The 23,319-nt window shown below is 46.2% G+C and carries 18 protein-coding genes; 7 read left to right on the top strand and 11 right to left on the bottom strand.

Annotation, left to right across the window (positions count from 1 at the left end; genetic code table 11):
- The 7 genes from Q0502_RS02770 to Q0502_RS02800 all read left to right on the top strand — a co-directional run.
- On the top strand, positions 1 to 650 hold a 650-nt coding region (locus Q0502_RS02770), incomplete at its 5' end, for a response regulator transcription factor (protein WP_298646850.1).
- 145 nt (positions 651 to 795) lie between these two features.
- The gene (locus Q0502_RS02775) at positions 796 to 1,521 is read left to right on the top strand and encodes a CDP-alcohol phosphatidyltransferase (protein ID WP_298646853.1); all 726 of its coding nucleotides are present in this window, start codon (positions 796 to 798) and stop codon (positions 1,519 to 1,521) included.
- 40 nt (positions 1,522 to 1,561) lie between these two features.
- Entirely contained in the window at positions 1,562 to 2,434 is an 873-nt protein-coding gene (locus Q0502_RS02780) for a YicC/YloC family endoribonuclease (protein WP_298646855.1), read from the top strand.
- 45 nt (positions 2,435 to 2,479) lie between these two features.
- Positions 2,480 to 3,046 (top strand): guanylate kinase, encoded by a 567-nt coding sequence (gmk, locus tag Q0502_RS02785; protein WP_298646857.1) that lies wholly within the window; start codon positions 2,480 to 2,482, stop codon positions 3,044 to 3,046.
- Between the two features lie 124 nt (positions 3,047 to 3,170).
- Positions 3,171 to 4,097, top strand: coding sequence for an alpha/beta hydrolase (locus tag Q0502_RS02790; protein WP_298646859.1), 927 nt, complete (start codon positions 3,171 to 3,173; stop codon positions 4,095 to 4,097).
- 1 nt (position 4,098) lies between these two features.
- Positions 4,099 to 4,992: a transporter gene (locus Q0502_RS02795; RefSeq protein ID WP_298646861.1), complete on the top strand. Its 894-nt coding sequence runs from the start codon at positions 4,099 to 4,101 to the stop codon at positions 4,990 to 4,992.
- Positions 4,993 to 5,126: 134 nt separating this feature from the next.
- Positions 5,127 to 6,422, top strand: a complete 1,296-nt coding sequence (locus Q0502_RS02800; protein WP_298646863.1) for an alginate export family protein — start codon at positions 5,127 to 5,129, stop codon at positions 6,420 to 6,422.
- Between the two features lie 166 nt (positions 6,423 to 6,588).
- Here the strand turns inward: Q0502_RS02800 and Q0502_RS02805 are convergent, their stop codons facing one another.
- The 11 genes from Q0502_RS02805 to Q0502_RS18915 all read right to left on the bottom strand — a co-directional run bounded on the left by Q0502_RS02805 (position 6,589) and on the right by Q0502_RS18915 (position 23,316).
- Positions 6,589 to 7,563 carry a Gfo/Idh/MocA family oxidoreductase gene (locus Q0502_RS02805; RefSeq protein WP_298646866.1) on the bottom strand — a complete coding sequence of 325 codons (975 nt, stop codon included), beginning with the start codon at positions 7,561 to 7,563 and terminating at the stop codon, positions 6,589 to 6,591.
- A 103-nt stretch (positions 7,564 to 7,666) separates the two neighbouring features.
- Complete coding sequence (ccsA, locus tag Q0502_RS02810) at positions 7,667 to 10,096, bottom strand: cytochrome c biogenesis protein CcsA (protein ID WP_298646868.1); 2,430 nt, start codon at positions 10,094 to 10,096, stop codon at positions 7,667 to 7,669.
- The gene (locus Q0502_RS02815; RefSeq protein ID WP_298646871.1) at positions 10,081 to 11,001 is read right to left on the bottom strand and encodes a TIM barrel protein; all 921 of its coding nucleotides are present in this window, start codon (positions 10,999 to 11,001) and stop codon (positions 10,081 to 10,083) included. Before Q0502_RS02815 ends, ccsA begins: the two co-directional genes overlap by 16 nt.
- 12 nt (positions 11,002 to 11,013) lie before the next feature.
- Positions 11,014 to 12,390, bottom strand: coding sequence for a Gfo/Idh/MocA family oxidoreductase (locus tag Q0502_RS02820; RefSeq protein WP_298646873.1), 1,377 nt, complete (start codon positions 12,388 to 12,390; stop codon positions 11,014 to 11,016).
- Between the two features lie 171 nt (positions 12,391 to 12,561).
- Positions 12,562 to 14,142: an SUMF1/EgtB/PvdO family nonheme iron enzyme gene (locus Q0502_RS02825; RefSeq protein WP_298646876.1), complete on the bottom strand. Its 1,581-nt coding sequence runs from the start codon at positions 14,140 to 14,142 to the stop codon at positions 12,562 to 12,564.
- Positions 14,143 to 14,276: 134 nt separating this feature from the next.
- Complete coding sequence (locus Q0502_RS02830) at positions 14,277 to 15,446, bottom strand: Gfo/Idh/MocA family oxidoreductase (RefSeq protein WP_298646879.1); 1,170 nt, start codon at positions 15,444 to 15,446, stop codon at positions 14,277 to 14,279.
- Positions 15,447 to 15,880: 434 nt separating this feature from the next.
- Positions 15,881 to 16,930, bottom strand: a complete 1,050-nt coding sequence (locus Q0502_RS02835; protein WP_298646880.1) for an Ig-like domain-containing protein — start codon at positions 16,928 to 16,930, stop codon at positions 15,881 to 15,883.
- A 54-nt stretch (positions 16,931 to 16,984) separates the two neighbouring features.
- Positions 16,985 to 17,932 (bottom strand): DUF4361 domain-containing protein, encoded by a 948-nt coding sequence (locus Q0502_RS02840; RefSeq protein ID WP_298646882.1) that lies wholly within the window; start codon positions 17,930 to 17,932, stop codon positions 16,985 to 16,987.
- Positions 17,933 to 17,979: 47 nt separating this feature from the next.
- Entirely contained in the window at positions 17,980 to 20,013 is a 2,034-nt protein-coding gene (locus Q0502_RS02845) for a RagB/SusD family nutrient uptake outer membrane protein (protein WP_298646885.1), read from the bottom strand.
- Positions 20,014 to 20,041: 28 nt separating this feature from the next.
- On the bottom strand, positions 20,042 to 23,146 hold the full coding sequence (locus Q0502_RS02850; RefSeq protein ID WP_298646888.1) for a TonB-dependent receptor: 3,105 nt from the start codon (positions 23,144 to 23,146) through the stop codon (positions 20,042 to 20,044).
- 26 nt (positions 23,147 to 23,172) lie between these two features.
- On the bottom strand, positions 23,173 to 23,316 hold the full coding sequence (locus Q0502_RS18915; protein WP_366521740.1) for a hypothetical protein: 144 nt from the start codon (positions 23,314 to 23,316) through the stop codon (positions 23,173 to 23,175).
- Between the last annotated feature and the right edge of the window lie 3 nt (positions 23,317 to 23,319).

Here is a 23,319-nt window from a genome sequence, read left to right on the forward strand (position 1 = left end):
ATCTCCAGGCAAAAGGGTTTGACACCGATCTGTTTCCCGATGGGGAAGCCGGTTTCAAAGGATTTGTGAAGACAAAGTATGATCTTTGCATTGTGGATGTAATGATGCCAAAAAAAGACGGGATAACGCTTGTCAAAGAGATAAGGACCATCAATACGGAAATACCCGTGATCTTCCTGACTGCGAAAAACATGAAGGAAGATGTGTTGGAAGGGTTCAAAGCAGGCGCCGACGATTACATCACCAAACCGTTCAGCATGGAAGAACTGGTGCTTCGTATCGAAGCGATCATCCGCCGTGTGAAAGGTAAAAAGAGTAAAGAACAGCAGGTATATAACTTCGGAACAATGACGTTCGACACGCAAAAGCAAATTCTCACTATTGGTGATACCCACACCAAACTGACCACCAAAGAGTCTGAACTGCTTTCGCTCCTCTGCGCGCACGCAAATGATATACTGGAACGAAACCACGCTCTGAAACAGATCTGGGAAGAGGACACCTATTTCAATGCACGCAGTATGGATGTGTATATCACGAAGTTACGCAAATTGCTGAAACCGGAGCCCAATATCGAGATTATCAATATTCACGGTAAAGGGTACAAGCTGATTGTCCCCACCGATGAGAATGAAAACAGCGAACAATAATAACGCAGTTTTCTGACCTGACAAAAGACCGTTCCTTCCGGAACGGTCTTTTTATTCATAAAATTTTCCGTCACAAATTCGTAACATTAAATTTATTGACTACATTTGCACAAGGTACGTGGATGAGATTAAAATAAAAAGTCGTATGAAAAAAAACAGACGAGAAATGGCCAAATCACTGCGGCTGATCTCAAGTGATCGCCGGAGAACAAATATGCTTCGTGAGTGGGAACAAAAAACCATTGCCTACCTGGTACAGAAAATACCTTCCTGTATTTCTTCCGACGGGCTTACAGCCATCGGCTTTTTCGGCAACGTAACGGTTGCCTCCGGTTTTGTGATGGGAGCCTTTCTGAACCGTTACTGGCTGCTGCTCTCCCTGCCCGGCTTTCTGATCAACTGGATAGGAGACTCGCTCGACGGACGGCTCGCTTACTACCGCAACAAACCCCGTAAATGGTATGGATTCTCACTCGACGTAACGGTAGACTGGATCGGCACTTTCCTTATCGGGCTCGGTTATACCCTTTATGCTCCCGGTTGGTGGAAATACGCGGGTTTTTTCTTCGTCGTTCTGTACGGATGGGAGATGATCACCGCCCAGTTACGTTATAAGATCAGCGGTCAGTATTCTATCGACTCAGGCATCTTTGGCCCGACAGAAGTCCGTTTGTTATTAGGAACCATTATCACCATTGAGGTCTTCGTCCCGAATTCCATACAATACCTTGCCTCTGCCGCCTGTATCGTGCTGCTGATATCCAATCTTGTGGAAGCCCGTAATCTCCTCAGGCTGGCTGATGAACGCGACAAAGTGGATCGGGACCTGAAAGAGGAAGAATATAAAAAGAAGCGAATGGAAAATGCATAAAGTAGGCCGAAAATCCCTACCTTTGTGCAAAATATACAAAATGACACAGTCGATGACGGGATACGGCAAAGCTGTTGCAGAACTCCCGAACAAAAAAATAACAATTGAGATAAAGTCATTAAACAGCAAGCAATTTGATCTGTTTATACGTCTCCCCTTCGCTTATCGCGAAAAGGAGATCGCCTTGCGAAATTCACTTGCCCGCCGTCTGGTGCGTGGAAAAGTGGATTTTTCCATGAATGTGGAGGTGATTGCCAAAGATGTGACATCGAAGATCGATCACAATGTGTTAAGCCAATATCACCGGGAAATCACGGGCCTGGCGGTTGAATTGAATATTCCCCAGCCACAGGAATGGTTTTCGGTGCTGTTACGGCTTCCGGATGTGATGAAACAGGAACAGGAAGAACTGAGCGACGAAGAGTGGAACATCATTGAACAGGCTGTCAACCGTGCTGTAGACGAAGCGATAGCCTTCCGCAGGCAGGAAGGGAAAATGCTGGCGCAGGTATTGACGACAAAGATCTGCAATATCCGCTCTCTGCTCGAAGCCGTGGAACCTTTTGAAGAAGAAAGGGTCGAAAAGGTCAAGAGCCGTATCCGTGAAGGATTGAAAGGCCTGGAAGGGATCGAATACGATAAAAACCGGTTTGAACAGGAGATGATCTACTATATTGAGAAGCTGGATCTGAATGAGGAAAAAAACCGTCTGGCACATCATCTGGATTACTTTACCGCTACGCTGAAAGAGATAGAGCCCCAGGGAAAGAAGCTCGGATTCATCGCGCAGGAGATAGGTCGTGAGATCAATACCCTCGGTTCAAAGTCCAACCAGTCAGATATGCAACGAATTGTGGTACAGATGAAAGATGAACTTGAGCAAATGAAAGAGCAGATTTTAAATGTATTATAATTACCGGTCGGGCTGTGAGTGCCGACACCGGAAAACGGAATAACAATGGCCAAACTGATCATCTTTTCAGCACCCTCAGGTGCAGGTAAATCAACATTGGTACGATTTTTACTGGTGCAGGGACTGAACATCCGGTTCTCGGTCTCGGCAACCAGCCGTAAGCCTCGCGGAGAAGAGAGAGATGGTGTGGAATATTATTTTCTCACGCCGGAAGAATTTCGCAGGCGCATTGCTAATAACGAGTTTCTCGAATATGAAGAGGTATATAAAGACAAATTCTACGGCACCCTGAAAAGCGAAGTAGACCGTATTCTCGCCGAAGGGGTGAACGTTGTCTTTGATGTGGATTGTATTGGCGGATTGAACATTAAAAAAATATACGGTGACCGCGCATTGAGTGTTTTTGTGATGCCACCGTCGGTGGAAACACTGCGTGAACGTCTCGAGAAGCGGGGAACCGATTCTCCCCCAGTGATCGAAAACCGCCTCGCAAAAGCTGAATATGAGATGAGTTTCGCCCCCCGATTTGATGTGACGGTCTACAACGACGATTACGATCAGGCCAAAGCAGAAGTATTGAAACTGGTTACTGATTTTATATCAGAAGGCTAATGTGCCAATGTGACTAATGTATTGATTTTTCACTTTTAGTTTTTCATTTTTCACTTTTTACAGGTAATTGGCAATTATAATTCTGTTAATCAGTATATCTGTAAATCGGCTAATTAATAATGTGATGATTGACAAACAAATATTACTGCTGACTGTCTTCCTCTTTCTGACGCTGGTCCTCTTTGGCCAGGCAGTACGGAAAGAGACACGCCTTTACACCACTATGGAAGCAGGGGAAGAACTGAAGATGGATATTTATAAAAGCGACTCTGTGCCCCTGCAGCCGCAGCCCTGCCTGATGTTTGTCTTCGGCGGCGGCTTCAAGGAGGGTAAACGGGATGCAGAGATCTATAGCCCTTTTTTCAACTATTTCGCCGTCAGAGGCTTCACCGTGGTTTCTATCGACTACCGTCTGGGAATGAAAGGACAGAAGGCGCCGGGAATATTCAATAATAAACCATTACGGAACGCCATCGACCAGGCAGTTGCCGATCTCTATTCCGCAACCGCCTATCTGCTGGAGAATGCCGGAGAGCTTCGTATCGACCCGTCACTCATCATCATCAGCGGATCGAGTGCGGGCGCCATTACCGTATTGCAAGCCGATTACGAAAAAAGGGATAAACATCCCTCTGCGGATGTGCTGCCGGAAGATTTCCGCTATGCGGGTGTGATTTCCTTTGCCGGCGCTATCTTCAGTACCGAGGGTGTGCCGTCCTATGCACAACGTCCGGCTCCCACCCTTTTCTTCCACGGCAGTGCGGACAAGCTGGTACCTTATGACAAGACGCGGTTTTTCAGCCGGGGCATGTTCGGTTCGAAGTCGTTGGCAAAAAAATTCAGGAGCGAACGTTATCCGTATATGTTCTACAGTATGGAAAATGTAGGACACGAGGCGTCGGAATATCCCATGCAGGAATTCCTGCCGGAGATCGAGCAATTCATCTCCGATTACGTGTTCGACAGTAAACAGTGGATGACCGACATCCGCTTCAAAGATATGTTCCGGAAATCGGATAATTCCACAACCCCCGGGAACTATTACAACTGATATGCGGAAATATACGGAGAAATACCTGCTCCCCATCGCGATGATCCTGGGGATCATGTTTCACAGGCAATTATCGATACTCTCTCCCGTCATTCCTTACCTGCTTTCGATGATGCTCTTCATCACCTATAGCCGCGTAAAATGGAGCGATATCAAACTCACAAAATTCCATTATATTCTCCTTTCCATTCAGTATGTGGGAAGTGCGCTGATATACCTGGCGCTCCGACCGTTCAACGAGATCCTTGCACAGGCGGCTATGATCTGCGTGCTGACGGCAACGGCTACTTCGGCGCCTGTTGTGGCCGGAATACTGGGAGGCAGTATCGCGGCGACCGCAGCCTACTCCATTATCAGCAACCTCTCTGTAGCCTTTATCGCACCTGTTTTCCTCTCCCTGATCGGGAAGAGCGGCGAGACCGCCTCATTTGCTACCTCCTTCTGGCATATCTTCCGCAGTGTTATCCCTATTCTTGTCCTACCGTTCATAGTGGCGCTGCTGCTGAGAAAAACAGCCCCTCCACTACACCGGAAAATCCAATCGGCACAGATCGTCTCTTTCTATCTCTGGGCAGTCGCCCTTACTATAGTAATCGGCAATATTACCCAATATGTGCGGCTGCAGAGCGATAACAATTATACACTGGAAATAATCATTACGGCTACATCGCTGGTAATCTGTCTTTTTCAGTTCTACTTCGGCAGGAAGATCGGCACCCGTTTCGGACGAACAATAGCCGGAGGGCAGGGACTGGGACAGAAAAATACGGTGCTCGCCATCTGGCTGGCACAAACCTACCTGAACCCGCTCGCTACGCTGGGCCCGGGAATGTATGTGCTATGGCAGAACTTAGTGAATTCCTGGCAGATCTGGAGAAAAAACCGGAAGAGTTGATGGGATAATTCGATGATGTGATGATGTACCGCAAATCAACAAATCTGTTAAGAGATATATCATTTCTAAAAAATTTATGTATCTTTATCGTTCGTAATAAACAGGTAAATAACAAACTCTCAACTTAATTTGTCATGCAAAAATTCATCGTTATTGTACTTCTGGCAGCCTTTACATTTCCTCTTCCTATGAACGCGCAAGAGGAAGAAAAAGGGGGTGAATTCTCCATGGATATTAACCTCCGTCCCCGGTTCGAATACCGTCACGGATATTCCTATCCCCGTTTGGAAACCGATAAGGCATCGGCCTTTATCTCCAACCGCGCCCGTATAGGTGCTAACTTCGACAACGGATTCTTCTCTGCCAGGATAGCCGCCCAGGATGTTTCTATATGGGGACAGAAGCGGCAAAATGATAACGACGGCAGCCGCTTTACCATGCATGAAGCATGGGCACAGATGATACATAACGGGTTCTTCGCCAAAATAGGGCGCCAGTCGTTAAGTTATGATGACGGACGCATCCTGTCGGAGTCAAGTTGGACACCCACCGGCATATGGCATGACGCGCTAAAAGTGGGTTACGAGAATGCGATGAACACACTGCATCTGGCATTCGCCTACAATCAGTCGGGTGAGAAAACCAACGAAGGGACTTTTTACGAGCCCGTGGGACAGCCTTATCAAAATATGCAAACCCTGTGGTACCAATACCGTAACCCGAACGGGTTTACCGCTTCGGCCCTTTTCGTCAATCTCGGCTTTGAAGTGGGGGATCCCGCCAACCCGGCACAAGGGCTTCCGGCCGATCCGAGGAAAGCCTACATGCAAACCATGGGCAGTAACATCGGCTACAAAAACAATATCTGGAATATCATGGGAACGTTCTATTATCAGACGGGTACCAACAGCAATGACGAAAAGGTGAGCGCCTATATGTTGGCATTGAGGGGACGCTACGCGCTCAATTCACAATTCGCCCTTTATGGAGGAACGGAGTTTCACCCCGGACAGGATCCCGACGCGAAAAAGGTGACCCGTATGGATCTGTTGTATCGCTCCAACCATTCCTTCATGGGATCGATGGACTATTTCAAGGGATACGACTATTATGGCGTTTGGGATAAATATATCGGTCTGCAGTGGAATCCATGGAAGAAATTGAAGTTAGACCTAAGGTACCATCACTTCTCTTCTGAGCAGCCAATCGATGTGGATGGAACAGAGAAAAAAGTATTAGGCTCGGAAATAGATTTCACCTTTACCTACCCCATCCGCAAATATATTATGTTGGAAGGGGGGTATTCCTTTATGCTGGCTACCGACGCCATGCCTATCGCCAAAGGACGCCCCGGCAATCCCGATGCCTGGCAAGACTGGGCCTATGTGAGCCTCACTATTAATCCCACCATTTTTAAAAACCGTTTTTAGAAGGGACACTTCAATGTACAACTAATAGGTATCGTTCAATCAATTGCACGAATTGAGGTTTACGCAAACTTCTTACTTGTATCAACCTGCAACACATAAAGCGTGATATATTTGTTCCTATAAAGGCCCCGAGTTGGCGACTACAATTGGGCCATTGGCACATTATTCACCTTCCTAATATCTTATCCATTACCCAATTGGTACGTGCTGCCGATATACCGGTGCTGACAGGTATATTGCCGTGGCCGTTCAGGTAGTTGACAATACTTTCGACCAGGTAGTACTGGATGTTCTCCGGATTCTTTTCATGGAATTCCTGTACGCCCGCCGCCGTTTCCAGCAGGATGGGTGAAAAATCAAAAGTGGCACAGGTCAGCCTGCCTTTTGTACCGGAGATATCGATCAGATCCGTACGGGTGTTCACAGGAGCGACAAAACTCCAGCTTCCGCTGCCCGCTACGCCCGATTTGAACCGGAAAGCGGCGGTTACACTATCCTCCACATCATATAATCCTGCCACATTATGGGTGAAGCCGCAGACATCGGTGATCTCCCCGAAGAGATAATCGAGCAGGTCGAGTTGATGGGAAGCCAGATCATAGAAATACCCTGCACCGGCAATCTCTTTTTTCACCCGCCACGGCAGATTTTTGCCGTTGTAATCTTCCTCATAAGGGGGAATAGCGAAACGGATCTGCACCGTGGAAATATCACCCAGTAATCCCTCATCGATCAGTTGCTTCACCCTGAGAAAATAGGGCAATGTCCGGCGATAGTAGGCTACAAAACAAGGTACGCCAGTCTCTTCGGAAAGCCGGTTTATCTGAAGACACTCTTCGTAGGAAGCGGCCATCGGCTTTTCCACATACACAGGTTTGCCTGCTTTCATGGCAGCCACTGCATATTCCACGTGCGACCCGGGAGGCGTAGCCACATAAACCGCATTTACCTGCGGATCGTGGATCAGATCGTCCGCGTTATCGTACCACTTCCCTATCCCATGCCGGCGGGCATAATCTTTCGCCTTTTCTCCATCACGGCGCATCACTGCTACCACATCCGACCCTGTGACCTTACTGAAAGCCGGACCACTCTTCTTTTCGGTGACAGCTCCACAACCGATAAATCCCCAGTGGACCATAATCAATGTGTTAATTTGTTAATGTGACAATATGCCAATTAATTGATAATTAGTAGTTTAATTATAATCAGTAAATCTGCTAATCTGCCAATTAGTAAATCTGCTAATCAATAGATCGATTTCTCTTCGTGTAAGAAAGGACGCCCAGGATACCGAGCGCTGCAAAGGCAGCTCCAATATACATAAAAACAGAAGATATACCTTCCGTCTGACCGTAAGAGTGCATCCCGCTAAGGAAATAGTTGACGCCAAGAAAAGTCATCAGGACAGAGGCGAAAGCAAAAACCGAGAGCAGGTTAAAAAGCCACTGGCTGTTCCATCTCTTCACCAGGTGCAAATGGGTTACAATGGAATAGATCACTACGGTGATCAACGCCCAGGTCTCCTTAGGATCCCATCCCCAGTACCTCCCCCACGATTCGTTGGCCCAAACGGCGCCGAGGAATGTGCCGGTAGCCATCAGTACAAGCCCTACCAACAACGACATATTATTAATGATACTCAATTCTTTGATGCGATGGGGCAAACGGGGGCTGTTCTCTGCAAAAGCCATCATCGAGAGATTGGTGATACCCAGCAGAAAGCTGATGCCGAAAAATCCGTAGGCGGACACGATCACTGCTACATGAAACATCAACCAGGGCGATTTCAACACAGGCACCAGCGTATTGATCTGCGGATCCATCCAGTTGAGGGCGGTCACAAAAAGAATAACGCCGCCGAAAAGTACGGCAAGCGCACGGGTAAGGGTGCTTTTTCGTCCAAAGATAAAACCGGCCAGTACGGTGGCCCACGACACATAGACCATGGTCTCATACGAATTGCTCCAGGGCGCGTATCCCGATATATACCACCGCATCCCCATGCCGGACATATGACAAAGGAACAATAACACGATGCAGACGGTGAGTACGGCAGCCGCATAACGTTTCCATCGCTTTTCGCGCAGCAGTTGCATTAAGGCGACAATGAGCAACAGTCCGCCGGTGATAAAATAACCGACTTTAATACGATTAAAGAGATCCATCCGGTTGTAGCGGATCTCAGCCTGCAGTTTCTCCGGTTGGATAAGAGAGGCTTTGTCGTTTTTCAACTGGTGTGCCTCAATCACACTCAATGCCTCGTCCGGTTTACTCCAGTCGCCGCTCTTCATCGCTTGCCTCACTTCCGAAAGATACCGTTCGAACGCCTGCGTAATAAAGATCGAATCCGCCTCGGGGAACACGGAAAGATCGTCACCCGGGGCATACCAGGTATGGGAAGGATCACCCGCATCGGGAAAGATCCCGGGCATGGTATGATTCAGCAACTGATAGAGGATATTCACCCGTTCATCGAACTTTATGAGGTCTTTTTCCGAAGCAGTCCTTGTATCCGCAGGCCGATGGTAGATTTCCTGCAATTGAGGCAGCAGCCTGTAATTCCCCTGCCGGTCAAAAAGATGATAGTAGGATACATACTCACCGGAGAGGTTATATTGCACGCTCATCTGTTTATCGGGCTGGGCGATGAGAGGTACCTGCATCCACATTTGCGGCATGGCGAGGAGACCGAGTAGGAACTGATCGGGATTGAGGTCGCCGAATGTCTGTTCCTTATGTACTTTCCGGAGAATTTCCGAAGAGAATGTATTCATAGGCATTGTCCGCCCGCGGAATTGCACCGGCAACGCACCGAACCGGGCCGCGTGTTCCGGAGGAATCCTGTTTTGCCGTACTGCTTCAGACATCGAACCTCCCGGGGTATTCTGTGCGTAACCGGATGCCACAATTATCAGGAAAGCCGGGACAACCGCACCTTTCCTGATATGCTCTCTCGTCTCTTTCAATTGCTGCTGCAACTTATGGAATCGGGAAAACGGCATAAAGAACATAAGGAGAAAACCTATCCCTAGTAGGAAATAACCGGTATAGGTAACGGTCCGTCCTGCCACATCCCTGCTTACAGAGAGGACGGTTCCCATCTCATCCCGGTCGTATGAGGCTTGGAAGAAACGATACCCCTTTACATCCAGCACGTTGTTCATAAACACCTTCGCCTCGCGTACCTCCCCGTCGACATGCACCAGCAGATCGCTTTCGTAGGAGGACGGACTCTGGGATCCGGGATAACGGATCAATCTGAAATCGGCCAGTTCCAGCACAAAGGGTAAAGTTTCCGTTTTGATGCCTTTGGAGGTATGCATGACCATCTGATCAGCTTTTTCACCTTCACGGATATGCACCTGTCCCTCTTTTCCGAACAGGAGGGTGGTCATCGCCCCCGCAAGAATAACGACCAGCGCACAGTGAATCACCAGCATGGCCCACTTTTTTCTCTGGATAAAATGGCGACGGAAAAGGATCAGGATAAAATTCACCACCAACAGGAATTGCAGGAAGAAAAACAGGGGTGAATAATAGATCAGCATCCTGGCAGCTTCCGTCCCCATCCATTTTTCAACAAAAGTAGCTGTTGCCAATCCAATCGCGTAGATCAGCAACAGCACTATTGATGCTTTATATGATGAAAGGAATCTCAAGCCTCTTCCCACTGTTTACGAAGCAATTCAAGGGCTGCCGGCACCACTATGCTGCGGTCTCCCTGGGCGCCACATTCAAAGCTGACATACTTGTCATAGCCCATCATCTTGAGCCCTTTGAAGCCGTTCACATAGTTATCGGCCTCGCCGTCTTCCCCGGGCATGCTGCGTCGCTTACGGCTGGCCACATGCACGTGCTGCAGGTACTCTCCGGCGGAAAGGAAGGCAGCCATATCGCAATTCTCTTCCCAGGTCATATGCCAGAAGTCGCCCATACATTTTACACCGGGATTGTTGATATCGCGGCAGATGGAGGCGGCATCGGCCACCTGGCGGAGATAGAAGGCCTCCTTGCGGTTCAGCGGCTCGAAAATAACGGTCGTCCCGTGCTGTTGGGCAAAGGCGCCCATCTCATCGAACTGTCCGCAGAGGAAATCACGTGTTTCCTGCGTGTGAGGCATCGCGGGTACCTGGCTGTTAAAGGCAGGGACAATGATCACGCCTTCGGCTTCGAGTTCACCTGCGGCGATCATCAGCACCTCCATGGTATCACGGCACTTTTTCCGAATCTCCGGGTCGGTAGAAAGAATAAACCCTTCAAAACCGGCACAGATGACGCTCACCTTGATATTACGCCCTTGAAGAGCATCCCTGAACTCCTGCATGCGGTTGCGGATACCTCCTCCGTGAGGCTCAAAACCCACCACGCCATGCTCTTCCATGAAATCGAATTTTTCATTCAGAGTGGATCCCGGTGCAATACCTTCCTGGAAAGAAATATTCAGCTTCGCCTTACCCTTACCACAAGAGGCGTCGTCTTTTCCATTGGCCGAAGCAAAGGAAGTGCATCCGCCTATGGCCACGGCCGCAGATCCGGCGAGGGTTGTTTTCAAAAATCTTCTCCTGTCGAGTGTCATAATCACCACTTTTTATTTTGCACTTCCCGGTACGGGTACCGTAAATCCGGCCATATCCATTTTACCTATATTCAGGTCGGCGGGCGTATAATCGAGCGGTGAAGCGGTCATAGTATCCCATGTCACTTCCTGTCCCGTATAGGCCGACTCGCGTCCCATGATACCCGCCATATTCGAAACGGCCGTCTCCGATGCCAACTCGATCGGTTTGTTACCCCGTATGGAATTAATCAGGTTGACATGTTCCAATGTATAGGGGTCAGTCTGTGTAAAGGCTACTTTTTCGGCCTCACCGTCATACTGCCAGACCACGTTGCCGGCAAGGTCTTTGATCACATGTCCGCCATTGCTCGTCCACGATCCTTTCGTTCCCTGGATAAACTCGCTCACATTGTTGGCACACCCGTCGATCTGGCGGCACATGCTGTGCATATGAATACCGTTCTCCATAGTGAAATCAATACTGAAATTATCGTACTGGTCACCCGTTATACGACGATGGCGTGAGCCGAAACCGACAGCGCTGACAGGTTTCAGGCCGGAAAACCAGGTAAACACATCAATATTATGTACATGCTGCTCCACGATATGATCGCCCGACAGCCATTTCCAATTCACCCAATCGCGTACCATAAATTCAAAATCGCTCCAATTTGATTGCCGGTCGCGGTACCATAACATACTCTGGTTCCAGTAAACGGTTCCGCCGGTGATTTCACCAATAGCGCCGTTCATAATTTGCTTGTATGATTCTACGTATTTGCGCTCATGGTGACGCTGTGTTCCGGTAACAACGGACAGGTTTTTGGCTTGTGCCTGTTTAGCGGCAGCCACAACTGTACGATACCCTACCGCATCCACACAGATCGGTTTTTCCAGGAAACTATGCCTGTTCTTCTCTACGGCATATTTGAAATGCTCCGCACGAAAGAAAGGAGGCGTACAATCGATCAGCACGTCGATATCACTGTCGATCACCTGTTTGTAGGCATCCAGTCCCACAAAACGTTTGTCAGCAGGAATATCGATATTTTTTTCGTTCTTCAGTTTCTCGGCCAGGCTGTCTACCTTGTCCTGAAATACATCGCCCAAAGCTACAATGGTCACCCCATTGGCAGCATTCAAAAAGTTGATAGCTGCTCCCGAACCACGTCCGCCGCAACCTACGACGCCTGCTTTCAGTTCTTTTCCGTCAGCAGCCAGATCGGGGAGATCGGGGATATAATAACTACCGGGTGCTTTTAAAGGTACATTGACGCCTTTTCCTTTTTCCGCTCCGCCGCAGGATGTCAGGATCGCTGCGGAACCGGTTCCGATCACTCCTACTGCCCCTGCTACGGCAGAAGTCTTCAGGAAGGATCTTCTGGTTACATTGTTCTCTTTCTTCATTACTTTGATTGTTTTAGATTATTGTTTTAGGATATTGTGTAAGATTTGTTGATTTACTAATTTACCAATTTGCCGATTGAAATCAAGAATTCTATATTTTCCCTATAAAAACGCTCCTTATAGAGAATCCTCCCGCATGAGATCAGTTCTCCGGGAAAGATAAATTCAATACTAATTCAAATTAAGAGACGAATCGGGTTCGCATACCACGCGGAATCCGATCCCTTTTATATCGGAATACCACCAGATACTCTTCGGCTGCTGTGGATCTGTTTTCAACCATGCATCGTGTTGGGTATGGCTACGGCTTGCACTGCGCACGTCGGCCGCATCGGACGAATAGAGTCCTCCCCGTACCACCCACTCTTCTCCTTCGGTCACGCGGGGGTTATGGGTAGCTCCCGAGCGTTTGGCATATGCTTCGGGATCATATTTGTCGGACGTATATTCCATCACATTCCCCAGCATATTCTTTAATCCGAACGGATTAGTCTTGACTACAGAGGGCGACTGTGTGCGGCCATCGCTGTTTTTGTCATAAACCACATATGCCGTGATACTGTCGGTTTTCGGCTTGAAGATATTCCGCATAAATCCCTGGTCTGAAAAATCCTTCGGACTTCCAGGGAAGAAATAGGGTGTTTGGGTCCCTCCGCGGGCAGCGTACTCCCATTCGGCTTCCGTGGGGAGGCGGTATTTCTTGCCTGTCTTTTCCGACAACCACTGACAGAATGTTTCTGCTGCATAATGGGTCATCGTAATGGCGGGACGATCGCCCTGTCCCCAGCCCTGGTCGGGATAACCGAACGGAGGTGTAGGACCGGATATGGCATCTACTCCCATTGCTTTCAGATTGTTCTCATACACTGTCTCGGGCGGGGTACGGCCCTCACTCATCGTCTCGGCGTAAAATACCCAGTACTGATCCCATGTGGTCTCTACTTCCGCCATAAAGAACGGACTCAGGGAAACCTCATGCTGCGGCGATTCGTCCGGATTATGGAAAGGTTCTTTTTCGGGACTTCCCATTGTAAAGGTACCTCCTTTGACCGCGATCATATTGAATGAAACGGCTGTTCCCGGGATCTGTTCCGTGTAATCGGCAAAGGTGGCAACCGGGGTCGCTTCTTTATAGAACAGACTGGTGTCCACTGCTGCGGATCCGGTCACTCCGGGAATTCCCGTCATCTGCCCGTGTGAATAATTAGGATTGTAATGTCCCGCATCCAGGTGACAACTGATACATTGCAGATCGAGCTTTTCCGCATTTTCTTCGTAATAAAGATGTGCTGTGATACCATCATCGGTGATTCCCTGGGGAAACAGGTTCTGATGACATTTCACGCAGGATTCGTTGGGAATATATTTCACGGCATGTTCCAATTCCGATTTCTTATCCCAGTCTATCTCAGCGGGATCCTTGGTAAGGTAGCCCCACAGGTCACGCATTCCCAGCGCCGCCTTTGCCGAATAATGAGCCCATGTGTCGTCTTTGGGCGGAAGGTGGCAATCCACGCAGTTCACCATCACCCCGCTCCCGTTGTTCACATGCACCGACAGCATCCAACTCTCTTCCGCATGAGGATGCACATGGCACATCATGCATGATTCATTCGTGGAAAAATAGACTGAGGTCTGATACAGGGCCGCGACAAAAACAATTCCGATAAGTATTCCAATAATCAGGAAAAGACCTTTCCGTTGATGATATTTTTTATCTGTTCTCCGGTTCCTTCTTGCACGCTTAGACATTACGATTTTTGATAATAGGTTTTAAATTATAGTTTTTATCTATATATTATCGTTATTTGCCTATAAAAGTACGAAATTTTATTCTATTTGAAAAAATGAATGTATAAAATGTACTTCTTTGACAAAAATTCTCTTTATTCAATCCATTTTAACCATTTTGTATGGTTATCGCTGCTGGCTTCTACCATAGTTTCCACAAATTGCATTCCCCTGACGCCGTCATAGACGGTGGGAAAGTCGGTAATCAGTTCGCCGGGTACTTCCCCGTTTCTTTTAGCCATCACAGTCAAAGCAAAATTCCGGTAGATATTGGCAAATGCTTCGATAAAACCTTCCGGATGTCCGGCAGGCGTCCTGGTATTCCATCTCGCGAGATCGCTCAGGGATTCGTTATTACCCATATACAGTTCCTGCATGGGTTTATCAGCCCATCTCAGAATTAAGCGGTTCGGCTCCATCTGTCTCCATTCCAGTCCTCCTTTATCGCCATATACGCGAATGCGGATATTGTTTGCCTCTCCTGTGGCTATCTGGGTAGCCATCAGTACGCCGGTAACCCCTTTTTCAAGCCGCAACAGCGAGGCGCCATCGTCATCCACCGGACGTCCCTCTACATAAGTCTGCAGATCGGCACAGGCCTCCTGCACTTTGAGCCCCGTCACATATTCCGCCAGGTGCCAGGCATGCGTGCCTATATCTCCCATACATCCCGCTTTACCGGTAGTATTGGGATTTGTCCTCCATCCGGCATTATTGCCACCCTGTAATTCTATGCGTTGTGACAACCATCCCTGGGTGTATTCCACGTATACTTTCCTGAGCTTGCCTAACTCCCCGTCGGCAATCCGGGCTTTCGCCTCTTTGACGGCAGGGTATCCCGAATAGACGTGCGTAAGCGCCAGCACCAGACCGGTTTCTTCCACCTTTTCCCTGAGCTTTACCGCTTCTGCGAGAGAAAAGGTCATCGGCTTGTCGAGCACCACGTGAATTCCTCTTTCCAATGCCATCATGGCCGGCTCAAAATGCCATTTATTGGGGGTCACGATGGTGACAAAGTCCATCCGCTCTTCTTCAGGCAATGCCATTTCGCGTTCAAACATTTCATGATAATTGTCATAAATCCGGTGATCCGGAAGAAAATACTCCCTTCCCGAATTCTTCGATACTTCCGGATTAACGCTGAAACAACCACAGACCAGTTCGATCAGGTTATCCATAAATGCAGCGCGACGGTGTATAGCTCCGATAAAGGCATCGCTTCCACCGCCGACCATGCCCATTTTGAGTTTTCTGTGTTCTCTCATACTTGAAATTTATTTAACATGATTTGGATATAAAAATACATTCTTCATTGTTTATTTCTTTTACTGCACGTAATCAACATTATATAAAGCATATACACAAACGAAATCAACATACATATCCGAACCGTTTCCATAACGCTTCAAATCAATGGCCCAACCGCTAATGCCTCCTATAATACCCAATTATTACCGCATCCTGATGACAACTTAAATTACTCACAATACGAGAGCCAAGAAAATTATTAACCATACCTCAAATGTATAAAATTTATACAGAATAAACGACCTCGGGGCAGAATCCCCGAGGTATTAAATGGAAAATTTTTTTCATTCGGCTAGGATTAGGGGAATTAAATCCAAAGAGATTAAAGTAGCTGCAATGAATTTCGGATTTTAGCCTCAAATTTGATAATAAAAACATGAGAAAGGTGTAATTAATCTTTAAAAATATAAACACTAAAATCTCCTACCATGGCAAAGTCATTGCTTCCTCTATATTTCTCAGCTATAAATACTTTTATGTAACGCGCTATTGGAAACTTGCTCAAGGGTTGTATCTGTATTCCATCCTTGCCTGAATCGAAAGAAATGTCGCCTTGATCTTCCCAGTCCCATGAGGTCGGATCATTTAGGTTTACGGCACCGTTTTCAGTACAAGTAAAAACCTGATAACCTTTCTGTCCACGACCATCTCCGGTTCGTCTCGCCATGCCCACCTGTGCAATTGTAACCTCTTCACCCAGGTCTATAATAAACCAATGCGGATACTTGCTGGGGGTTCCACCCCATCTGGCATGCCAGTATGTGTTAAGATTATCGTCTATAATGGATGGTATGCCGCCACCATCACTCCTTTGTTGCGAACTATACCCGATAGTACCATCATCACTGTTTGGGTTGTATCCGGGAATACTCCAACCCGATTTATTCATTTTCATCGGAGGTGCAGGAACCCAAACATCTACTGTCTGTTCAATATCTCCATATTTTGCAGTTATGGTAGCTCTTCCTTCTTCTAAGGTCTTAACCAGACCATTACTATAAACCTCTGCGACTTCTCGGTCAGACGAAGTCCATTCAATATTCACATCCGTTGCATTATCAGGAATATACGTAACAAAAACCTGTGTTGTATTTTGCCAGAAACTTATCACAGAATGAGTACTCAATATAAATCCTGTAAGTGGAATATATTCTTTTACATTCACATCAATAATTATCTGGTCGTCAGCCGAGGCAACCGTCACAGTAGTAATACCCTCACCTACAGCCGTCAACAGACCCGTTTGATTAACCGTAACCACAGAGGGATCCTGGCTGGTCCATATATATGATTTTCCACTAGGACTACTCACAAGTTGGACGGTATTCCGATCGCCTGCATGTTCCCCTACGTATAGTTGCACTGATGTTTGATTTACATAAGGCTTTTCGGTCACAACAAACGAATCGTAATTATTGCATCCTGCCATTATCGCAAGCACAACAATACTTAGATATTTAAAATATTTCATATTTATTGCAGATAAATTGTTTATTTAATATTCATCTCTCTCACTAAATGCCAATCTCAGTTCTTCTGACATTTCATACGTATTGCCATCGTCAGGATCGATATAATTATAACGAAGCAGGAACGTTTTATACGTATTGTAACCATCGTTCACTATCCTGAATGTATTTGGAAAATCTGCATTTCCGTCTATTTGGGTAACTTTCATACCAAACTCTGACGTATTCCAAGGCAGGATAGTCACTTTATTATCTTCGCCGATCACAAGCCTGATTGACCATCTATCTATCAGTTCTTCCTCTTTTTGAAATTCCTTAATCCCCGCCATAATCCTCACCTCATTGCTTGCCGTAGGAAAAACTTTTTTCTGTACCATGGTATTCGTCGTTCCTTTTTTTCCACGATGACTGTAGATAGTAGCCCCATCTCCATCCTTCGTAGACGCGTAATCGTTTTTCAGATACAAGCGATACAGTAGAGTATTTTTCTTGGGATTAAATTCATAAGCGGAGAAAGAATTTACCCTGAACGGAATACAATAAACAGAGTCCGGAGATAATCCCGCTGTACGCAGGCCGATATGCATCCGGCCCGTTCTTTCCCCCGCGGGTATAGTTATACTGTGTTTCTCTATTTCATACCTGTCCGCACTCAGATAGAGAGCATAACGATGTACATCCGTATCAAAATTACTTACATTGTAGGAGGAAAGCAGGCTTTCATCTTCAACGATACTCATATCTATGGGTTCGGTCGTAGGCAAAACGCCTCCACAGGAAGCCGCAATATATCCGTCAACTCCCTCCTCCGAAAATGGCAGCTCCTCAGAAAAAATATTAAAACCGTCATCACTGAGTAAGGCAACCACTGCTTTGTATTGCTCCCGTTCAAAAATCTCGTCCCTGTTACATGACAACAAGGCAAATACGAGAATAGAAACAAACAATAGGTTTGTAAATCTTATGTATTTCATATGATTAAAATAATTTATTATCTATTAAAAAAAATTACAAATCATTTTTACCAACCCGGATTCTGATCGAATGAAGGTAAACGCCTCATCTCTGCTTTTGGGATCGGCAAAAATATCATTTTCCGGTTGACAACCCTGTTAGAGATACGATAACTGGTTGGTACAACACGCTGATAATAGGTTTCTCTCGAGCCTGCTGTATTCATTCCTTTTATTGGTTCACTTTCAGATGCTTCATAATCGCCCCATCGGCGTACATCGAAATATCTCCGGTTTTCATACAGGAATTCTACCATGCGTTCCTTTTTAATTTTTTCTAACACCTTATTTACATCAGCTAAATCAGCATCTTGCAGTCCCGGCAGACCGGCGCGGTAACGCACCAGATTAATCGTTTTTTTAATCTCACTGATATCTCTGCTGAATGTTTGTGCCTGTCCGTCAACTTCAATTGTAAAACTCTCCCCTCCAAGCTGATTCAATGCCTCAGCGTATGACAACAGGATCTCTGCATAACGGATAATCGGGAATGGTTTATCAATCCTTCTCGCGGCAGTACCTGCCCATGCATCGATCGGGTTTACATACTTTCTCAAAACATAGCCCGTCATAGGATGGTCATTCGGATTAGGCGCTCCGCTTTTTCCATTGGGAGAATCATTATAATAGGTAATTGTCAGGTTTTTTTGTGTATTATCGGAAGTCGATCCCATTAACCAAAAACCTTCGCTAAAACCGACCGAAGCGTAAAAACGGGCCTCTCGATTCACATACATATTGTAGACATTGGCATTCAAATAATATTCGCGGTACAACTCTTTCCTTTCACTTGTGAATCCGTTTTCGTTATAAGGATACTCATCACTTGCATCATTGATAGTACGTCCGTCAACCATTTCGTAGGCATCCACAACCTTTTGGGTCACGCACATACCATTCCAACCCCCGTTGGCAACAGGGAACGAATGTTTTGTATACTCTCTCAGAACAGGTGAATTTCTCGCCCAGATGAATTCCGGATTGACATTCATTACGGTTTCGCCATTAAACATATCTGTATAAGAGTGGAAAGGATCTATACCTCCGGCTCCCTCCGGAAAAATCTTATAGTAATCCGGATCGTTCACATTGGTTGGTAACTGAGGCGTTTTATCATCGGCGTTCACTGTGTGGAGACGGTACATCGGTAAACCATCTTGCTGGAGATCTATCACACGTTTAGCTGCTGCGGCGGCAACTGCCCAGCGTCTCGGATCATAAGTCTGTTGAATGTAGTGTTGTCCGTCCGTTTTTCGTGTCCAACTACCGAAATAGGTACGTGCCGCCCGCCCCCCATTGAAAAGATCACTGGCATGCATCAGTCTAAGCCTGGCCACCAACGCGAGTGCCGCACCTTTGGTAGGACGTCCGTATTCCAAAACCGAGTTGACTTTAGAAGGAAGATACAAGGCTGCCTCTTCAAACTCGGTACAGATGTATTCCATACAATCGTCGTAAAGGTCACGCGGACGGTCGTAATAGGTAATATCTTCATTGTTATTAGGCATCTCATCCCCCAGCAAAACTACCGGACCGAAATTCATCAAGAGATTGTAATAAGCGTAAGCCCGGATAAAACGGGTATAGGATATTACATTCAGACGTTCCACGGCTGTCCAGTCGGAAGCCTCATCAATACGGGCAAAAATAGTATTGCATTGACGGATAATCCTGTACCATTGTCCCCATCTGTTGAAATTACCAAGATTCGCATCGTTGAGTTCTCCGAGCACAAATGCCATTCCCTGAAACTCCCCCGAACCAAACAGGCAGAAAGCTTCGTCTGTCGCCATGGGCCCCGGTGTGTACATGCTTCCACCACCGAATATGGCTCCTTCATCCTGAAATTGTGCTGCCGCGTTCCACATAAATGCTTCAATATACCGTTTGGATGCAAATATCGAATCCAGTTTCAATTCATCGTCAACGTAGCCGTCAATATTCAGAAAATCGCAAGAAGATAGTCCCCATGTAGTAAACAGAGAGAGAGTTATCAACTTGATTGCAACGGCTTTTTTTATATTATATTTTTTCACGTTCATCTTTGTAATTATTATGTAATCCAATTAATTAGAAATTTACGTATAACTGAAAAGAATATATGGCCGGGATAGGATAAACACGCCCAACCTTATCGGCCTGTTCGGGGTCAAATATTTTCACTTTATCCCATACATACAGATTATTTCCTACCAGTTGTAAGTCCAATGATGAAATACCCGTCTGTTTCAGGAAATCATTTCTCAGGTTGTAGTTTATTGTCACCTCCTGAAGGCGCAAATAACGGGCATCCCCTTTCCAGAAATCCGACAATTGCGTATTATTGGAATTATTTCCATATTGCAAACGTGGTAATTGAGCGTTCGGATTTTCTGCCAGCGACAGATCCATTCCATGTGCTTCAGCATATGCTCTCGGTATCCATCGCGTGGAAGGGTCATTAAACTGAACCAATACATTCCCCATTTCCCCATTATTGAAAGGAATATACCCCGTATTATTCCGGAAATAATCCACTTTACCTGTACCCCTAAACAAAACCCCTAACGTTAGATTCTTATAACGGAACTGACCCCCGAATCCGTACATCAATTGAGGATACATCTGCTGGTAAGAAATAGGAACCTGGTCGTTCTGGTCAACTTTGCCATCGCCGTTGATATCCTTATATTTCAGGTCGCCGGGTTTCACTTCTCCCCAACTTTGTTTAGGGCTGTATTTTATATCATCCTCGTCTTTAAAGAATCCCAGACACTGATATCCCCGCCATACATTGTTAGGCAACCCCGTATAATCCTGATACGGGTATTCGTCATAAGTCTTTTCGTAGTTTAATATTTTATTTTGTGCGAAGGTATAATTCCCCCGTACCGTAAAATCCATATCATTGCCGAGAATCTGTGTATAAGCAACATTCCCGTCTGACCCCCAACTTTCCATTTTTCCGACATTACCGTAAGGCAAAGTCGTTAACCCCACATAGTCAGGAACTTGCACACGTGGCTGGAAAATTCCGTCGCGTCGGTCCTTAAAAATATCCACTGTAGCGGTCAGGCTATTGTCAAAGAAGCCGCCATCGATACCGAGATTCGCTTTTTTTGCTACTTCCCATACCAGATTATCAGCTCCAACACGGGCAATGCCAACGCTTTCAACAGAAGACATGGCTCCCCATACAGCAGCGTATCCTTGAGAAACCCGATTCAGGTAAGGAAAACGTCCCCCTCCGATACGATCATTCCCTACCGTACCATAGGATGCCCTGAATTTAATCAGGTCGATCCATTTAAAAGTATCCTGCATAAATTGATAATTTGTCGGTATCCATCCCAAGGCGAGTGAAGGGAAAAACCCGAACTGTTTACCCGGTATAAAGTTTTCCGACCCGGTATATCCGAAGTTTACATCTATCATGTAAGTATCCCGGAAACCATAGGTAAGTCGACTTGACAGCCCCATGTATCTTTTAGGGATTTGTGCCAGACTTGTACTTAAATTTGCGTTTTCATCATCTAAAAATTGGTTAGTACCCTGCTGGTCGCTGAGGTAAAAATAAACCAGCCCGCCTACCCTGTGATCTTCGTTGAATACCCGGTCGTAATTTAAAGTTGATTCAAAATGGAATTTTCTCCACTGCGCTTGAGAACTTCCATAAAAAGCCGAAGTACTCGCCGGAACCTGTTCCCGCGTTAATAATTCCCCATTTGCGTTGCGTCCGATAGCCCTATATTGAGCCGGAAAAGTAAAACGCCTTTCTGTAAAGTCTCCATTACGATTATAGGCTCCTTGCACTCTTAACTTCAATCCTTTGGTGATATTCTCCAGGTTCTGGTTTATAGCGATAGTATACAAGCTACTGTTATGATTGATTGTGGTTTTGCCTGTATAATTAATCAACACATAGGGAGACATGCCGCTATCTGTACCGGCAGCGGGAAGCTGACCATTGGAAAAACGCACAGGGAAAATCAAAGGAGTAAGATTAGCTTGTGACTCCCAGATATAATCCGTATTGATTTGTCCCGGACGATTATTAACGGAAATAAAGCCGTCCGCACCAAAGTACAATACGGTGTTTTTGGTCAGATTAATATCCAGGTTCAAACGTAAGGAGTAAGTATTGTATCCCGTATTGGATGCATAAGGATTATTTTTCTCGGCTTTGTATGCCGCAGATTCATCGGAGGCTGCAAGGCTCGCAAAATACTTCGCAACATTGCCTCCTCCGCGTGCGCTAACATAATAATTCTGTTTAAAGGATAAATTCTGTATCATTTCGTCCTGCCAATTGACATCCGGATATAAATCAGGGTCTAACCCATCCTGGATGACATTTAACTGGATATTATTATATGTAGGATCTTCACCTCGGACTTCTTTAGCCTCATTGACCAATAATGCATAATCATAAGCCCTCAGGTATTCAGGTAAGCGACGCATTTGGGAAATCGAATAGTTGACTCTTCCTGTAAGGCTCAGCCTATCCGTTTCTCCCCGCTTGGTAGTAATAAGCACCACGCCATTGGCGCCGCGTACACCATATACGGCTGTAGCCGAAGCATCTTTCAGCACGGAGAAACTTTCGATATCTGCCGGGTCAATCGAGTTAATATCTCCTTCAAGACCATCTATCAGTACCAATGCACTGCTATTTGCCCCAAAAGTTCCTATACCGCGAACCCAAAACTCTGCAAGGTTTTTGCCCGGTTCTCCACTGTTTACCATCGAAATAACTCCGGCTACACGCCCCCCCAATAAATTGGATACGGAAGGTGTAGGCACTTGAAGTTCATTTGCCGATACGGTGGATATGGATGCCAAAGCGGAAATTTTACGCTGGGTACCCATTGCTGTTACAACGACTTCCTCCATTTCATAGGCAGTACTCTCCAGCTTGATTTCCAGATCCTGTACTTCTTCTGTTACAAGATACTCTACCGTTTCATAACCTACATAGGAGAAAACCAATTTGTCACCTTTAGATGCCCTGATTGAAAAATTTCCATCCAAATCGGTTACAGTACCTCCCATTTTACCTTGTACCGTTACAGTTACACCGATTAACGGATCCATATTATCAGACACCGTACCCTTAATCGTATACACTGCTTCCTGCGCTAACAACACTGAAGTCACCGCAAAGAAAAAAATCAAGAAATAATATATTTTTTGCATATTATAAAAAATTTACCCGTTATTGTTTATTCAATAGCAATTCTGCGAATCCTTTTATTAGCATAATCAGACACATAAATAATACCTTCAGCATCTACAACAATCCCGTGAGGTTCATTAAAAAGAGCATCGTCTTTCGAGCCGTCTTTGAATCCGCGTTGTTCGGGTATCCC

Source organism: uncultured Proteiniphilum sp. (genome assembly GCF_937873925.1).
Lineage (GTDB): Bacteria > Bacteroidota > Bacteroidia > Bacteroidales > Dysgonomonadaceae > Proteiniphilum.

Bases quoted from the DNA above. Each gene is read 5' to 3' on its own strand.
- Q0502_RS02775 (WP_298646853.1), top strand. From the start codon at position 796: ATGAAAAAAAACAGACGAGAAATGGCCAAATCACTGCGGCTGATCTCA.
- Q0502_RS02780 (WP_298646855.1), top strand. From the start codon at position 1,562: ATGACACAGTCGATGACGGGATACGGCAAAGCTGTTGCAGAACTCCCG.
- gmk (WP_298646857.1), top strand. From the start codon at position 2,480: ATGGCCAAACTGATCATCTTTTCAGCACCCTCAGGTGCAGGTAAATCA.
- Q0502_RS02790 (WP_298646859.1), top strand. From the start codon at position 3,171: ATGATTGACAAACAAATATTACTGCTGACTGTCTTCCTCTTTCTGACG.
- Q0502_RS02795 (WP_298646861.1), top strand. From the start codon at position 4,099: ATGCGGAAATATACGGAGAAATACCTGCTCCCCATCGCGATGATCCTG.
- Q0502_RS02800 (WP_298646863.1), top strand. From the start codon at position 5,127: ATGCAAAAATTCATCGTTATTGTACTTCTGGCAGCCTTTACATTTCCT.
- Q0502_RS02805 (WP_298646866.1), bottom strand. From the start codon at position 7,563: ATGGTCCACTGGGGATTTATCGGTTGTGGAGCTGTCACCGAAAAGAAG.
- Q0502_RS02815 (WP_298646871.1), bottom strand. From the start codon at position 11,001: ATGACACTCGACAGGAGAAGATTTTTGAAAACAACCCTCGCCGGATCT.
- Q0502_RS02820 (WP_298646873.1), bottom strand. From the start codon at position 12,390: ATGAAGAAAGAGAACAATGTAACCAGAAGATCCTTCCTGAAGACTTCT.
- Q0502_RS02825 (WP_298646876.1), bottom strand. From the start codon at position 14,142: ATGTCTAAGCGTGCAAGAAGGAACCGGAGAACAGATAAAAAATATCAT.
- Q0502_RS02830 (WP_298646879.1), bottom strand. From the start codon at position 15,446: ATGAGAGAACACAGAAAACTCAAAATGGGCATGGTCGGCGGTGGAAGC.
- Q0502_RS02840 (WP_298646882.1), bottom strand. From the start codon at position 17,932: ATGAAATACATAAGATTTACAAACCTATTGTTTGTTTCTATTCTCGTA.
- Q0502_RS02845 (WP_298646885.1), bottom strand. From the start codon at position 20,013: ATGAACGTGAAAAAATATAATATAAAAAAAGCCGTTGCAATCAAGTTG.
- Q0502_RS02850 (WP_298646888.1), bottom strand. From the start codon at position 23,146: ATGCAAAAAATATATTATTTCTTGATTTTTTTCTTTGCGGTGACTTCA.